Here is a 15,597-nt window from a genome sequence, read left to right on the forward strand (position 1 = left end):
GACAAGACCGGCAACTGGAACCTGCCTTTCACGGTTTCCATGATCCTGATGGGCGTTGGCATTGTGCTGTCGTTCACCATGCGGCCGGATCGGGTGCTGGACGACGCTGCTCCGGACGCTAAAGGAAAGGAAGGCGCAGAGGCGGCGAGGAAATTTGTCTAGAGGTGCGCTCGTGCCGGACGCTGTTATTTTTTCTCCAGGAGACAATGTGGCTGAACCATCCATCTTGATCGAACGCGAGGGGTTCATCGCGACGGTTGTCATCGACCGGCCGGCGAAGCTCAACGCGATGACCAAAACGCTGTGGCAGTCGCTCGGCGAGACTATTGATGTGCTCTCCGCCGATGACTCCATCCGCTGCATCATCCTGCGCGGCGCCGGAGAGAAGGCCTTCTCTCCGGGCAACGACATAGCCGAGTTTCAGACCGATCGCGCCGACGTGGAACAAGCCCGCGCTTATGGGGCAATCATGCATCGCACGCTGTCGTCGCTCAATGCATGCAGGCATCCGATTGTCGCAATGATTCATGGTATTTGCGTGGGCGGCGGCCTTGAGATTGCAGCCATGTGCGACCTGCGCATTTGCGGAGAATCCAGCCGCTTTGGCGTGCCGATCAAGAACCTCGGCCTGGTGATGGCGCATGCGGAACTCGATGCGCTCGTACAACTCGCGGGCCCCGCCGTCGCGCTCGAAATCTTGCTGGAAGGGCGCATTTTCGGGGCGCAGGAGGCATTTGCCAAAGGGCTGGTTACACGCGTCGTGGCGGACGATCAGGTCATCGCCGAAACGCTTGCTACGGCCCGCCGGATTGCTGACGGCGCGCCTTTGGTCGCACGCTGGCATAAGCAGTTCGTCAAGCGCGCGCTGAACCCGGCGCCGCTCACACCCGAGGAACGCGACGAAGGTTTCGCCTGCTTCGGTACGGAAGACTTTCGTACCGGCTATCAAGCCTTCCTCGACAAGGTCAAACCGGAATTCAAGGGGCGTTGAAATGCTCGAAACGGAAACACATGGCAAGGGCCCGCTTGCCGGGATGCGCGTCATCGAACTGGCTCACATCATGTCCGGCCCCATCTGCGGAATGATGCTCGCCGACATGGGTGCCGATGTCATCAAGGTCGAGAAGATTCCCGGCGGCGACGATTGCCGCCGGTTCGCGCCCATCCTGGAAGGCGGAGAGTCGGCATCGTTCATGATCGTAAACCGCAATAAACGCGGTATGGCCATCAACCTCAAGACCGACGGTGGCCGTGAAGTGCTGCGCAAGATGCTGGCTACAGCCGACGTGGTCACCGAGAACTACCGTCGCGGCACAATGGAAAAACTCGGCATGGGTTACGACGCGCTCAAAGCGGAGAATCCCGGCCTGATCTATTGCGCGATCTCGGGTTTCGGCCGCAGCGGACCCATGGCCGACAAGGGCGGCTTCGACCTGATCGCGCAGGGCATGAGCGGTCTCATGAGCATGACCGGCGAACCCGGCCAGGCGCCCATCAAGGCAGGCTCGCCGGTGACCGATATCAACGCGGGCATTCTCGCCGCGCTCGGAATCTGCGCGGCCTATGCGGGCAAGCAAAAGACCGGGCTGGGCCAGATGGTCGACACCTCGCTTTTCGAAGCGGGCCTGCAGCAGATGTACTGGGCCTTCGCCAACTACTTCGCCGACGGCACGGTGTTGCCCAAGGCAGGCTCGGCCAATCCGACCAGCGCGCCGTATCAGGCATTCCGGACCCGCGACGGCTGGGTGAATATTGGCGCGGCGAATCAGAGCAACTACGAACGGCTGGTCGGCGCGCTGGATATTCCAGGTCTCGCTGGCGATGAGCGATTCAGGACCAACGCGGGGCGCTTGAAACATCGGGGAGCGCTGGTCGAGATGCTGACCGCGCGTCTCATTGAGCGAACGACGAACGAATGGCTTGCCGCATTCGATGCAATCGGGCTGCCGTCGGGGCCAGTGCTTGGGGTGCCCGAAGCGGTGGCGCACGAACAAGCGCTGGCGCGCGGAATGATTGTCGAGACGACGCATCCGGTAGCGGGGCGCCTGCGCGGCCTGGGCTTGCCGATCCACTTTTCTGACGGGCTTGCCCAATCGCCCATGCCCGCACCGCTACTGGGTCAACATACAGCGGAGGTGCTGAGGGAATACGGTTTCTCCGATGAACGTATTCACGCGCTAAAAGAAGAGGGCGCCATTATTGCCAGCGATGTAACGGCCTAAGCGAATGCTCCGAAGTCCGGCAAAGCCAAATCGGCCAAGACCGGACTTCATCAACTTCACCCATAGTGCCAGGCACATTCCCGTTAAAGAGGAATGTCTTAAGCCGTCAGCAAGGTGATCTAATCCGTCACGACCCGAAAATGCCGCGTCGTATTTGATCAAGAGCGTGAGCAAAAGCATCATCTGATCCCCGGTCATCCGGTGATAAGCTACGCGGTGTCCAGACAGGTCGGTTCTCGTATCGTTCACGGCTACGACCACCCGCTTTATCCCAGGACACTTGCGCGGGGACGCCGCGTTGCCTTCGACTCGTGATCACTATGCCCGCAACGATTGCCCAAAGCAGAGCGGTGCCGCTACGCAGCATCACGCAAATTCTCGCCGCCATGTTTTGCTTTGCCGTGGTCGATGCGCTGGCTAAGTCGGTGAGCCTGAAATACCCCGCTAACGAGATCACGTTCTTTAGAATGATCTTCGGCCTGTTGCCCGCATTTGCGATGTGCCTGCAAGGCAAACCCTTGAGCGAGCGGCTAAGGACTTTGGACTTTCGGGCGCAGACGCTGCGTGCGATTACTTTGCTATGTGCACTCGGCTTGTTCTTTGCCGGCTTGCCTTATGTGCCGCTGAGCGAAGTGGTTGCTATTGTTTATTCGGAGACCATCTTCGTGATCGTGCTGGCACCCTTGGTTCTCAAGGAAACGCTAAGACGCCGTGATGCGGGCGCGGCTGCGATCGGGTTTATGGGCGTGCTGCTGGTTGTGCGTCCAAGCAGCGACCAGACGAGTTGGCTCGGCCCGGTGCTTCTTGTCGCAAGCGCGGTGTTCGGAGCGTTATCGATTTTGCAGATCAAGCGAATCCGCGCATCGAATGATTCGAGTGTCACCGTGCTTTACTTCACCGCGATCGGCGCACTGGTCAGCGGGCTCTCGCTCTTTTTCGTATGGCAAACGCCGACATCGGATTTTCTGGCCTTGATGGGTTTGCTCGGTATCTTGGCCGGCACGGGGCAACTGTTGTTGACCATGGCGTTCCGGCAAGCCGATGCAAGCAAACTCGCACCGTACAACTACACGAGCATTGTATGGGCGGCGATCTTTGGGTATCTGGTCTGGGGTGAGACGGTCGGTTTGCTCTCGCTGCTGGGCATCTTGTTGATTGTGGGCAGTTCAATACTGGTGGCGATCAGGAGCAAGCAGGCCGACGGCCCGCTGGTCTGATCAAGCTTATTCAATCGACAACCTCAGCGCAAACGCCAGCAACGCGGCCGAGAACGTCCAACGCTGCAAGACCTGGGCGCGCGGATGACTGCGCAGCCAGCGCGACAACCGCACGGCCGAAAACGCCAGCGTCATGTCGAACACCGCGCCAATCACAACCAGCACCACACCCAGTTCAAGAACTTGCGACCAGACCGCGCCCGCGTCGGGGTGCACGAATTGCGGCAGCAGGACCGAACAGAACAGCAGCGCTTTGGGATTGAGCAGACTGCTCAGCACGCCCTTCGACAGGGAGGCGCGCAGCGGCGGACGCGCCTGCGACGTCACGTTGTTGCCATCGAGACCGAACGCCGGCGAGCGGAAAATCTGGATCGCCACGTAGGCGAGATAAAGCGCTCCGGCAATACGTACGCCTTCATAGAGCCACGGCGCGCTGCGCAGCAGAGCCGCAACGCCCAGAGCAGACAACGTGACGTGCAGGCTACGGGCGATTGCAAGACCGGTAGCGGTCGAAAGTCCATGCTTCAGGCCATGCGATGAACTTGTCTGCAGGATGAGCGCCATGTCCGGGCCGGGGAGCGCATAAACGACCGCGAGGGCTCCGATAAAGACGAGCAGCAATTGCAGCGAGACCATGACCAACCTCCAATTTCGAAGGCTTGATGGTGCCGCGAACCGCTGAGCATTTTCTGGCGTAGTTGTGTTTGTTTTGGGGCTTGCTTAGCGGAAAACGCCAAGGCGCGGGAATCTCCGCCAGCGTGGGTCATTGCGCCGGCAGCTAAGTCGTCAATGGACCGCGTTTTCGCGAAGGGATGGTCATGGCGGCAACTCCGGCGACCACGCACACCAGGCCCAACCATGCCGACGGCGCCAGAGTTTCACCCAGGAACCCCACGCCTATGGCGACCCCGATAGGCACTCGCAAATAGGCTTGCGCGGTGGTCCCGACGGGCCCCAGGGTCTGCACCAGCCGGAAATAAATCAGGAACGCCAATGCGGTTGAAAAGACCGAGAGCGCAATCAACGCCAGCAGCGAATGGTTCGACGGATGCAGGGTCCAGGGCCTGTCAACGAACACACTGACAGGAACGAGCAGCACGGCCCCGACGAGTAGCGACCCAGCAGCGGGCGCGGCCGCGGGCAATCCTTTGAACGAACGTCCATAGAGCGCCGCGCCTGCGTAGCAGACTGTTGCAGCAACAATAGCCAACTGAGCCAGCAGTTGATTCCCGAGCCCATGGAATGCGGTCGTACCCACGACGAGGCATATTCCAACCAGCCCTGCCGTGACGCCGAACAGCTTCCGGGGCGTGACCGATTCATGGCAAGTGATGAGCCAGGTCCCGAGAAAGGCGAGAACAGGCGAAGCGGAATTCAGAATGGTGGCGAGTCCCGCTTCCACCGAGCGTTCAGCCCACGCTATCAGCGTGAAAGGCACGACGCTATTCAGCATTGCCTGCACGAAAAACCGCCGCCAGACCGCGGGGTCACGGGGCATCGAAATCCCCTGGAAGATCATCCAACCCAGCAGAATCGATCCCGCGATCAACGTCCGCGCTGCAATCAGCGTGATGGGAGGAATGGTCGCAACACCAATCCTGATCAATGCGTAAGACGCGCCCCACAGCGTTGAAAGTATCAGGAGGAGCATCAGATCAACAAAGGCGTCTGGTTCTCTCGGAAGGGTTGTTTTCATCGGTCGCCGTCGTGGGTCGGAGCAGGGAATTTGCGCGGCAGGAAGATGAGCGGCGTGCCCGGATTATGGCCGGGTGCACCGGCGTACGTTTCAGCCCGAACTGAACGATGGAATACGCGGTCCCTCGCCGTTTGCCCTGGAGAGCGGGTCTCAAGTCGATCTGTTTGATGGGATCTGAGGCGCGTTAGCGTTAGCATCAACTGTCATGTCTGGAATATCTTCAGGACTTCTATAAATTGGCAGCCCGAGTTCTTCTGCCAGGCGGACATCGGCATCGGCGCCCTGGGACGCGCCGTCAATTCGATACACCGCATGGCATTGCCGTATCAGGAGATTCGCGACCGGGTACAAGAACGTTTCGCTGATCGGATCTCCCACCGCTTTGGAGCCTGCCGCGGCCGCTAGCGGAAGCGCGACCCACTCGCCAATCATCGGCATATGCCCGAGCCGGTAGACCTGCAGTGCAGCCTCTTCAAGCCGATGAAGATTGGCGGCAATCAACGCGGCATCCCCATTGGTGCCGCTGCGGTACGGTCCCGCGACGAGTATCAGTTGAGGTCTCACGGCACACTCCTTTCGAGCACATGGTTCAAAGCGGCGAACTGCAGCAGCATGATGGTTTTCGCATCGACGATCTCGCCGCGACGCACGGCACCCAGCGCGTCGTCCAGCGTTAATTCGAGCACTTCAAGATCCTCGCCCTCGGCCGCAAGGCCGCCGCCGTGTCCCACACGCGTCGAAGCATCGTACTCGGCGATGAAGAAATGCAGCTTCTCCGTGACCGAACCGGGGCTCATGTACGCTTCAAATACCTTCTGCACGTTATTCACGCGATACCCCGTTTCCTCCTCCGCTTCGGCGCGGATTCGCTCCTCCGGCGAGGCGTTGTCGAGCAGCCCTCCAGCCGCCTCGATCATCATGCCGTCGTGGCCGTTGACGAATGCAGGCAACCTGAATTGCCGCGTCAGTACCACGGTCCGCCGGTCGCGATTGAACAGCAGGATCGTTGCACCATTGCCCCGGTCGTAGGTCTCGCGGCTTTGACGCTGCCACACCCCGTCCCGGCGCAGGAAATCGAACGTTGTCTTCTTCAGCACGTACCAGTCGTCGGACAGAACCGTCGTGTCGATAATGCGAACCCTGTCTTTTGTAGCCACCATTTCGTCAGCTCCATATCGCGCAAAAGGAGCAGCCATGGTATCGTGCATATTCGTGCAATATCAAGATATTTCGTGCAAACACCATGCTGACCTCTCAACGCAAGAAAGCCATTCTCAAGACCCTGGCGCGCGACGGGCAAGTGCTCGCCAAGCAACTCAGCGAGACCTTCGGGGTATCCGAGGACACAGTGCGGCGCGACTTGCGCGAGCTGGCCGGCGAGGGATTGCTGCAGCGTGTTCACGGCGGCGCGCTGCCCGCTTCCACGGCCGTGGCGCCGTTCGCCGAGCGAAGCGGCCTGGAGTCGTCGGCCAAGCGCGCGATTGCCACAGCGGCGGCCGCCATGATCGAAACCGGGCAGGTCGTGATCATTGACGGCGGCACAACTTCCGCCGAACTCATCCGCCAGCTTCCGCACGATTTATCCGCAACGGTGGTGACGCATAGCCCGAGTGTTGCCGTCGGGCTGGTCGATCATCCGTTGATCGAGGTGATCGTGATCGGCGGACGGCTGTTCAAGCATTCGATCGTGACAGTTGGAGCCGCGGCCGTTGAAGCGATGTCGCATATCCAGGCCGACATCTATTTCATGGGCGTGACCGGCGTGCATCCGACCGCGGGCCTGAGCACCGGAAATTTCGAGGAGGCGTTCGTCAAGCGAGCCCTTGCGGCTCGCGCAGCGGAAACGGTTGTGCTGGCTTCATCGGATAAGATCAACGCGGCTTCGCAGTACTTGATCGGTGAAATCTCGCTGGCTCAGACCATCATTGTCGAGCAGGCAACAGAGCTTGCGCTGACCAAGCCGCTGGAGGATGCGGGCATTACGATAGTCCGCGCTTAGTTAAACACAAGCGCGGTCACCCCTGAACCGACGCCACGGGGTCGATGCATGAGATGCTATTTTTCAGGGCTTGCACGAAAGGCCGGTCTTGTCGCATTGATCGTCCTCACTCATTCCATGGCCATGGCGCGGCAGCCAACGAATATAAGCGGCGATTACGCGGGAGACCTGGCTGGGCTTCCCATCAAGCTGCATTTGACCGACAGTCCTGACGGGACACTTGGCGGGACGATGGATAGTCCGAACCAGGGCGCGGCGGGGGATCCCTTGTGCCGACTTTCATCGCGACGGCGACTCGCTAATATCCGCCAAAGGCTTGAGGGCAAGCCCGCCATTTCGCTAGGCAGCTTGCGTTAACCCAGTGGCCGCTAACGGCTAGAACTGCCCGCTTGCGAGCATGGCGTCCAGGCACGCAAGCGGGCCGCCCACGACAATACGGGCGGTGCACGCCAGCATGAGATTCATGTTCAAGCCGAAGTCCTCGACCAGAAAGCCGTTTGCGCAATACGCGGCAGATTCGTCCTTCTTTACCGATACACGCTCGAGCAGCGAGCGGTCATCGTCGATATACGCCCATACCGGCCTGCCGAGCGCGGCGGCAAAACCGACTTCGAACGCGGTTCCGCTGTCCGGCTCGCCGGCCCCGCGAAAGTCGTTCAGGTTGGCGAGGACGACATCGGCTGAACGAATGGCGTCCATGTTCGCGCGGCAAATCCATTGCGCTTTGGCGCGCGGCTCGAGTTCGTCGGGAACCTGTCCGTCCAGCGGATAGAGGCCGATCAATCCGCGCGCCTGGCAGAGCGCTTTCAGATGCTGGCCGTGACTTAGCGCGTCGCTGCGGAAGACGTCGAAGCCTGCGAGGTAGACGCGCGGAGTGGCAGCTGCACGCTCGATGGGTAGAGGGGCGGGTGCAAAATGCCCCTCGCGCACTTTGCGTCGAACCCGGTTCAGTTGCTTATGAACCGACGCCACCAGTTTCCCGGTACGCGTCGCGATTTCCTCGACGCTCAAGCCCTGGTCGACTAGTTCGATTAAAGTCAGTTGCTTCTTGGTTGGGCCGCGCATTGCTCTCCTCAATTACCGCTTCCGGCAGACATTCCCCGACAGGGGCGTAAGTAGAATAGCGAACGCGGGTCAAGTCAAGAACCCCGTTGTACGCGCCCAAAATCTGGAATACGACAGTGCCGCGAAAGGGCACGAGCTCCACATAATCCGCTTTCGGTTGACGCCTTCCAGCGGGAAGCGCGGACGAGATCCGACGTGCTGCGGTATCCGCCGCGCGTGCCAAGTATAAAGATTATTGAATTGGCACCGGTAACCTTTGACATCCGCTTTTGAGTGCGCAGACCTGTAAGCTTTATGACGGACAAGCGGCTAGTCGAACAGCCGGTTTGAGACACCTGACTAGAACCGGCGTTCGAGCGCGCCATCTTTCTCATGTCCGGTGCCCGGCTCATTGGGTGCTCGCTCAATAGTAGCGATTTTAAGTCACACACATGCCATAAGCGCGTGCACAACGATGCTTCAAATTTCTCGTCCCCGCACATCGAACGCAGGACTGCGGCGGCTATACAACGGTCGCTACTCTTAAATCGCTCATCGCGGGCTTGGCACTCCGTCACCACGCGCTCGTGATCGCTGCCGCGGTCGATTAGCGAAAGCGCCCGTGGGCGGCTGACAGCGGCGTATCACGGCTTAAACCCTTTGCCGGACCCCATGCATCCCATGCAGTGAGTGCATCTAAACGATAACAACAATGCACTGGAATTATCGGGGGCTTAACGTCAAATTGCGGACGCAAGCACGGTCTATCGACAAGCCTTTGCGTGGAGATGCGGAGGGCTGTCGATCCGGGCGCTGGCCGTCAATCCGCAGAAAGCGGGATCCAGGAAGGGGAGACAGTATGAGGAAGTTGAGCAAGTGGCGTTATGCCTTGCTGCCGGTCGCGCTGGCTTGTCAGCAAGCGCATGCGCAATCGAGTGTCACGTTGTATGGCGTTGTCGATGAAAGCATCCGCTACATGACGAATGCAAACAAAGCGGGTGATTCAAGCGTGGCGCTTGGCAATGGCGGTTTGACACAAAGCCGCTGGGGCCTGAAGGGCGTTGAGAATCTGGGCGGCGGCTGGTCGACCGTCTTCAAGCTCGAAAATCGATTCGACATCAACAACGGCCAAAGCGATCCCACGTTGCCGTATTTCAACGAGGCACAGGTCGGACTGCGTTCAAGCACGTATGGCCAGGTCATCATAGGTCGTCAGTACAACGTGATGATTGAAGCGGTCACGGTTGGCGGATACGGAAGCAATCCATGGGTTCCGTACGACTTCAGCTTCCAGCCCGAGGTGACCATGACCGGCGGGATCTGGACCAGCAATCAGGTCCAGTACCAGTTCAAGGCCCACGACCTCATGGTCTCGGCGGGCTATGCGTTCGGCGGTGTTGCCGGCCACATGTCGTATGGCAGCGAGATGGGCCTGGCCGCCGCCTACGCGCCTGTAGGAGGTCCGGTCTCGCTGGGCGCGGCCTATAAGGAATCGAAAGACTCGGTCAACGGCAGCGATTCGAAGTCATGGACCTTCGGAGGATCGTACACGTGGGACAAGACGCGATTTGCGCTGGGGTACATCGTTGACCAGAACGCCGCCGGTTTCTCGAATTTCGCTAACGGGCCGTTCACGGCGGCCGCCCTGACGGCGCTCAAGTACACCGACTTTTCAAAGCGTCGCATGATCATGGGCGGTGTTACGCAGCAGGTGGGCAATGCGTGGCACTTTGCGGCGAATGTCTGGCGTACGCTGCAGGATGGCAAGACCCAGTCGAAGGACGGGTCGGCATGGCAGTATCAGCTAGTGGCCGACTACAACTTGTCCAAGCGTACTGACGTCTACCTGGAAGCGGATTACTCGCAATACCGGGGCGACCTGATCGGCGCGCAATTGCAGGGTGTCAACGGCGTCGGGCTGGCTCAGAAGGGTACGCAAGTGGGCGCGATGGCAGGTTTGCGTCACCAGTTCTAGCAGTACCGCTGGCCGGATCAAAAACGGCGGCGCGCGGCACCTGGCCGTGAACTGCACTTCAAAAGCCGGACACCGATCCAGACTTTGGGGTGCAGTTCAAAATTGAGGGGGTGGCCGCCTGCATCCTGCCCTCCGGCATGCAAAAGCCACGCTCGTGAAAGTGCTTGATACCGTCCGGAATACGCTCCGGAAACACACTCCAATCCCGCGGTTTTTCACTTTGATATCGTTGCGCAGCGCCTCGCGCCGTTCAGCTGCTATGGCCGCGAGCAGCGCTCGTCCCCTTTCAGCGCGCACATTCCCGTGACTTGAGCCGAGTATAGAATACCGGCTTATTCGGCTAAAGCGCTTGGATGAGCGCCAACGCCGTGAGCAAACATGACACGGCAGCCGCGCATAAAATGCAACGATCCATGGATACGAAAGTAGCGCCGTTCAGCTTGCCCCGCTGGCGATTCACGACCTGGTTATGCTATTCCGGGCCCGACGTACCCGACGACATCCGGGTCGCGCTGATCGGAAGCCTGTTCGGCACACTGCCTATTTTTGCCGGTGGCGTCCTTAATACCATCGCTGTCTCGGTTGCGATTGCCCTTCGCGATCCCTCGCCGGCATTTATCGCGTGGGTGGTGATCGAAGTCGTGCTGTGCAGCGCGCGCCTGATCCTGCTGGTCGCGGCGCATCGTGCAGCGAGGCGCGGACAGCCGACCTTCACCGATATCTATCTGCTCCTCGGCGTTCTTTGGGGCGCCAGCGTGGGTTACGGTGCATTTATCAGCATCCTGAGCACGGACTGGGTCGCCGCCACGCTGTCCTGCCTGTCCGCGGCCGCAATGGTGGGCGGCATCTGCTTCCGGAATTTCGGCGCGCCCCGGCTGGTCGGGATCATGATCCTGCTGTCCCTTGGCCCCTGTTGTATTGCAGCGGCCATGTCCAAAGAGCTCATCCTGAGCCTGACGCTGCTTCAGATTCCGTTCTACCTCATCGCAATGAGCATTGCCGCATTCCGCCTGAACGGACTGCTTGTCTCGACCATGAAAGCGGAACGGGAGAATGATCATCGCGCGCGCCACGACGCGCTGACCAGCCTGCCGAATCGCGCCGGGCTGATTCATGCGTCCCAGACCCGATACAAGACAGCATCGGAGAGCGCTGTAAAAACCGCTGTTCTCTATATTGACCTGGACGGCTTCAAACCCGTTAACGACCAGTACGGCCACGAGGCGGGAGACCTGTTGCTGGTGATGATCGGCGGGCGTCTCAATGCATTGAAGGGACCGGACGATATGGTGTTTCGAATTGGTGGTGACGAATTCGTGGTCACGTTCAGCACGCTGAACCATGAGGAAGCGGCTGCATTCGCGGATCGCCTGATCAGCGAAATGTCGGCATCGTTTGCGCTGACCGCGCATGTCTCGGTCAATGTGGGGGCGAGTATTGGCGTGGCATTGATTCCGGATCACGGCGCCGACGTGCTGACGGCGCTCAATGCCGCCGACAAGGCGCTCAACGTTGCGAAGGCAATGGGCAAGTCGCGCTGGAGCCTGGCGTCGTAATGCGGCGTCAAGCCTTCGCTCAGGTATTGGTCAAGGCACCTGTCTCAGTACAGACAAATCGAGCCGGCCTACCCGGACCGTCGTATTCCCCTTGTAACCGATGTTCAAAGTAAGCTACTTAATACTTAGGCATCCTTGCTTCAACCTATCTTTCTGTTGCCGCCGCCGATTCATAATCGACACCCTGGATTTATGTCCAACCGCAATCTATAACACCGTTCATCGTGCTGGTTAAGGCATCGTGCTTAAGGTTGGGCAAGGTGTGGAAAACGCCGGGCCATGTCCGTCCCTATGATGATTCTCCCTGCTTCATGACCTGTGAATCCTGACGCAGGGGGAAACCCCCGGTCATTCAAACCGAATCGCTTTAATAGACCGGCATGCGTTGTTGTCGACGCTGCCGCTGCGTTAAGGCATTGCGAGGCTGACCGTCCCGCGCCATCTTTTTACCCCAAGGAGGAATTCATGGACACGCCCATGGAAGTTGTGAAGCGGGCTTATCAGGCGTTCGGGCGCAACGACATCGAGGCCGTCCTCGAGTGCATCGCGCCGACGGTCGACTGGCGAGTCGTAGGCCCCGCCTCGCTACCTTTTCCCACGCAATGCAATACCCGCCAGGAAGTCGGGCAGTTCTTCAAAGCGGTGGCTGCGGATGGGGAGATCACGGTATTTGAACCCCGGGAGTTTATCGACGCGAACGAGCATATTGTCGTTCTGGGGTTTGTCCGGGTGATACTCAGCAAAACCGGCAAGCCATTCGAGTCGGAGTGGGTTCACGTCTGCACGGTCAAGGACGGCTTGTTGACGCGCTGGATCGAGTTCTTCGATACGGCGGCGCGCTTGACCGCATAACGGCGCCATTGATTCAGGCGAGGGTGCGGCCTGCGTTAGCGTGGTGCCGCACCGCGGATGATCCGACCCGCTCTACATGCTCACCGCTTCTTCGTGGCGGATTCTGCCGGCCCGTTGTCCGGCGCACTGCGCTAATACCGTCAATCATCGATGAATCGCAGAGCCGCTAGCCGATGGCGTTCATTCCGTCGGACCTGCGCTCGTTTTCGCCAACCGGCTTCGATCCACCGTTCAGCCACGTCATCTCCACGTGCAGGAGTTCCGACAAGCGACGGCAGTCGGCGGTGCGCGGCAGCGTGATACCGGCTCGCCACAGCGTGACATCCCCTTCGGTTACCCCCAGTGATTTCGCCACGCGCCCGGATGAAAGCCCGGAGCGCTTGATGGTCATGTCAAGCCGGGCAGCAAACGCGCGGCCGACTCGTTGGCTATCGGGGGTGTCACTGACGTGATGGTCGGAAAGGGAAGCTGTGTTCATGAATGTCGCAAGACCTGGTAGGCGGTTACGGTGGTCGAACGGGGCACTGTACGCGACGAAAGAGTCGCGTTGGTGACATTACATACCGCTCGTGAAAGCCTATGTGTCTGCGAGCGTACATAAGACGAAAGGCACGGGAAATGCTAGCCGCGCTTATGCTTTTTCAATGACGTTTTGATGGCAATCGAACATTAAATGGATGTTTGGGGACCTTCGCAGCTTCGATGGCACTTCTCGGCAGACAGCCGGTCGAACCTGCCGGCGATGGGCGCAGCGCGTGCATCGCCTCGCACACATCGATCGATTGCTGCAAGGAGGATGAATGCCGACGAAAGCGAAGTCGAATACGAAGGGTGGCCGCGAGAAGGCAAGCCGAAAACCGTCGGCCACGCGCCGCGGGGCCGCAGAAGGAAAGCACGGCGGCAAAGCGCATTCGCCGGGCGTGGCCAGCAAGAAAAACCCGCTCGGGTCCCGCGTGCTCGCGCAGCCGGTTTTTGCGCAGCCACAGGCAACCCCCGATCCAACTGTATTCCGCGTTCCCCATCCCTCCGACAACGCGGTGTACAAGGAGATCGACAAGCTCAATGCAGAACACAAGCTGTTCCCGTTGCCATTTCCTGCGCCGCGCGGCGGGGTCGAACCAACGCTGACGCTAGCCGACGTGATCGGCGGCAACGCGAATGCCGCCGACCGGATCAACGCCGCGGGCCAGATCGTCTTTCATGCAACGGGCGACTGCGGCAACACGAGCGGTCCGGCCACGCAGAACCAGGTGGCGGACAAGATGACAGCCGACTTTGTGGAGACCGCCGCGAACGAAGTGCCGCAGTTCGCGTTGCTGCTCGGCGACGTGGTCTACAACTTCGGCGAGGGTAAGTACTACTACGACCAGTTCTACGAACCATATCGCGACTACCCGGCGCCGATCCTCGCTTGTGCGGGCAACCACGACGGCATGGTTTCGCCGGAAGCTCACGCCAAGAGCCTGGCCGCCTTCCTGCGCAATTTCTGTTCCGAAAAAGTCGTGGTGACGCCGGAAGCGGGCGGGTTGTCGCGTACCGCTCAGATCCAGCCGGGTGTGTTTTTCACGTTGGAAGCACCGTTCGTTCGAGTGCTGGTGCTGTACAGCAATACGCTGGAGGATCCGGGCGTGATCGCGGATTCGCATATAGGCAAAAGCCAGCTTCAGTTCCTCGATGCCGCGCTCAAGCGGATCAGGTCGGAGAACTATCAGGGCGCGTTGATCATTGCCGATCACCATCCTCCCTACACCGTCGCGGCGCATGGATGGAGCGTCGAGTTGCTGGCGCAGATCGACAAGGTTTGCGCTGCGAACGGGATCTGGCCGCACGCATTCCTGTCGGGGCACGCGCATAACTATCAGCGCTTCACGCGCACGCGCAGCGCCGACGGTACGCATATTCCGTATCTGGTGTGCGGCAACGGCGGCCACGGCCTCGCGAAGCTCACAAAACATGGCGACCCTACGTTGCGCGCGCCGCAGGTCATCCAGGCCGGCAGCAGTTCGACAGATCAGGTCGTCCTGGAAAGTTACGACGATACCCACTACGGTTATCTGCGCATCGTGGTGACGCAAGCGCAGCTTCGCATTGAGTACCACGCAACATCGGCCGGGAGTTCCGCGAAGTCGCCCAGCGACTACGTCACGGTCGATCTCGCCACCCGCCAGATCGCACACTTTTCGGCGCCCGATCTCGGCCGTCCCGCGGCAGCGGTGGCGGCGCGCGCAAGGTTCGAGCAAGCGCCGCAGGAGTAAGGTGAACGACGGAAGCAGGATTACGCAGGGGCAGCGGCTGCTGCCGGTTTTAATACAAGGTTTTACTACGAGGAGGATGCATGGCAGTGAACTACGGGGTGCTCAAGGGCACCGTGACCGGTCATCTTCGCAACGCTGATGACGACCACTATCAAATCCTGGTCCACGCAGGAACGACTATTTTCCGGATTGCATCGAACGTGAAGTCGTCGGCGCCGCACGCGCCTTCAACGGTTCTGTTCGAAGAGCGGGACACGTTGCCTGAGACCTTGACGAGCGGTCTCGCCGCATTGACGCCTGGTTTCACCAAGCTGCCTTCTACCCCGGGTGGTCTCGCGATTGACTATGTGCGCAGCGGCCTTGTCGATACGAAGGCGATGACACCCGTTCCCGCCGACGCGCCCGGCTCGACCAACGACCTGAAAGACAAACTGGAAAGCGCGGTCGTGGCGGCGATGGCCATGGAAGGGTCGCTCATTTACGCGTTTGGATCGAGATGGGGTCCTGAAGAAAACAAACCGGACCAGTATTTCAAATTCGTGCCGGGCAATGGCGTTCACGACATCCATATGAACCAGGGCAACGGCGCACCGTACGAGCAGGATAACGGCGTGTATCAGGACGGGGCGCTGATGATCGCGTATGCGGACAACACATGGCGCGCATTTTTCTTTGCGTTCCAGTCGCAGACCTTCGATACTGACGATCAAGGCGATCCCATAGCGGGAGGTTGAACGCGAGCGATGGAGCATGGAAGGCCATCGCGGTTCGATGGCCTTCG

At 59.8% G+C, this 15,597-nt stretch carries 15 protein-coding genes; 9 read left to right on the top strand and 6 right to left on the bottom strand.

Annotated elements, in window-relative coordinates:
• Positions 1-208 precede the first annotated feature (208 nt).
• From AWB69_RS22800 to AWB69_RS22810, 3 genes are all read left to right on the top strand, one after another.
• The gene (locus tag AWB69_RS22800) at positions 209-991 is read left to right on the top strand and encodes an enoyl-CoA hydratase/isomerase family protein (protein WP_062089004.1); all 783 of its coding nucleotides are present in this window, start codon (positions 209-211) and stop codon (positions 989-991) included.
• Position 992: 1 nt separating this feature from the next.
• On the top strand, positions 993-2,222 hold the full coding sequence (locus tag AWB69_RS22805; protein WP_231937203.1) for a CaiB/BaiF CoA transferase family protein: 1,230 nt from the start codon (positions 993-995) through the stop codon (positions 2,220-2,222).
• A gap of 320 nt (positions 2,223-2,542) precedes the next feature.
• Positions 2,543-3,439 (top strand): DMT family transporter, encoded by an 897-nt coding sequence (locus AWB69_RS22810; protein ID WP_062089146.1) that lies wholly within the window; start codon positions 2,543-2,545, stop codon positions 3,437-3,439.
• Positions 3,440-3,445: 6 nt separating this feature from the next.
• On the opposite strand, the gene AWB69_RS22815 is transcribed toward AWB69_RS22810, so the two are convergent.
• From AWB69_RS22815 to AWB69_RS22830, 4 genes are all read right to left on the bottom strand, one after another.
• Positions 3,446-4,075 carry a LysE family translocator gene (locus AWB69_RS22815; protein WP_062089006.1) on the bottom strand — a complete coding sequence of 210 codons (630 nt, stop codon included), beginning with the start codon at positions 4,073-4,075 and terminating at the stop codon, positions 3,446-3,448.
• 142 nt (positions 4,076-4,217) lie between these two features.
• Positions 4,218-5,135 carry a DMT family transporter gene (locus AWB69_RS22820; protein ID WP_062089008.1) on the bottom strand — a complete coding sequence of 306 codons (918 nt, stop codon included), beginning with the start codon at positions 5,133-5,135 and terminating at the stop codon, positions 4,218-4,220.
• A 150-nt stretch (positions 5,136-5,285) separates the two neighbouring features.
• The gene (locus AWB69_RS22825; RefSeq protein WP_062089010.1) at positions 5,286-5,699 is read right to left on the bottom strand and encodes a hypothetical protein; all 414 of its coding nucleotides are present in this window, start codon (positions 5,697-5,699) and stop codon (positions 5,286-5,288) included.
• A complete protein-coding gene (locus AWB69_RS22830; protein WP_062089012.1) occupies positions 5,696-6,295 on the bottom strand; it encodes an NUDIX domain-containing protein in 600 nt (199 codons plus the stop codon). The genes AWB69_RS22825 and AWB69_RS22830 overlap by 4 nt, the downstream gene beginning before the upstream one ends.
• Before the next feature lie 83 nt (positions 6,296-6,378).
• Between AWB69_RS22830 and AWB69_RS22835 the strand changes: the two genes are divergently transcribed.
• The gene (locus tag AWB69_RS22835) at positions 6,379-7,134 is read left to right on the top strand and encodes a DeoR/GlpR family DNA-binding transcription regulator (protein WP_062089014.1); all 756 of its coding nucleotides are present in this window, start codon (positions 6,379-6,381) and stop codon (positions 7,132-7,134) included.
• 375 nt (positions 7,135-7,509) lie between these two features.
• Here AWB69_RS22835 and AWB69_RS22840 read toward each other — a convergent pair whose 3' ends face one another.
• Positions 7,510-8,199, bottom strand: coding sequence for a nucleoside 2-deoxyribosyltransferase (locus tag AWB69_RS22840; RefSeq protein WP_082913534.1), 690 nt, complete (start codon positions 8,197-8,199; stop codon positions 7,510-7,512).
• An 838-nt stretch (positions 8,200-9,037) separates the two neighbouring features.
• Between AWB69_RS22840 and AWB69_RS22845 the strand changes: the two genes are divergently transcribed.
• From AWB69_RS22845 to AWB69_RS22855, 3 genes are all read left to right on the top strand, one after another.
• Positions 9,038-10,153 carry a porin gene (locus tag AWB69_RS22845; RefSeq protein WP_062089016.1) on the top strand — a complete coding sequence of 372 codons (1,116 nt, stop codon included), beginning with the start codon at positions 9,038-9,040 and terminating at the stop codon, positions 10,151-10,153.
• A 413-nt stretch (positions 10,154-10,566) separates the two neighbouring features.
• Positions 10,567-11,709, top strand: a complete 1,143-nt coding sequence (locus tag AWB69_RS22850) for a GGDEF domain-containing protein (protein WP_062089154.1) — start codon at positions 10,567-10,569, stop codon at positions 11,707-11,709.
• 465 nt (positions 11,710-12,174) lie between these two features.
• The gene (locus tag AWB69_RS22855; RefSeq protein WP_062089018.1) at positions 12,175-12,561 is read left to right on the top strand and encodes a nuclear transport factor 2 family protein; all 387 of its coding nucleotides are present in this window, start codon (positions 12,175-12,177) and stop codon (positions 12,559-12,561) included.
• 166 nt (positions 12,562-12,727) lie between these two features.
• Here AWB69_RS22855 and AWB69_RS22860 read toward each other — a convergent pair whose 3' ends face one another.
• The gene (locus AWB69_RS22860; protein ID WP_156528941.1) at positions 12,728-13,039 is read right to left on the bottom strand and encodes a hypothetical protein; all 312 of its coding nucleotides are present in this window, start codon (positions 13,037-13,039) and stop codon (positions 12,728-12,730) included.
• A gap of 322 nt (positions 13,040-13,361) precedes the next feature.
• On the opposite strand from AWB69_RS22860, the gene AWB69_RS22865 reads away from it, so the two are divergent.
• Positions 13,362-14,816, top strand: coding sequence for a metallophosphoesterase family protein (locus tag AWB69_RS22865; protein WP_082913535.1), 1,455 nt, complete (start codon positions 13,362-13,364; stop codon positions 14,814-14,816).
• Positions 14,817-14,896: 80 nt separating this feature from the next.
• A complete protein-coding gene (locus AWB69_RS22870) occupies positions 14,897-15,550 on the top strand; it encodes a YukJ family protein (protein WP_062089022.1) in 654 nt (217 codons plus the stop codon).
• The last annotated feature ends 47 nt before the right edge of the window (positions 15,551-15,597 follow it).

Origin of the sequence: Caballeronia udeis (assembly GCF_001544555.2) — a bacterium.
GTDB classification, from domain to species: Bacteria; Pseudomonadota; Gammaproteobacteria; order Burkholderiales; family Burkholderiaceae; genus Caballeronia; species Caballeronia udeis.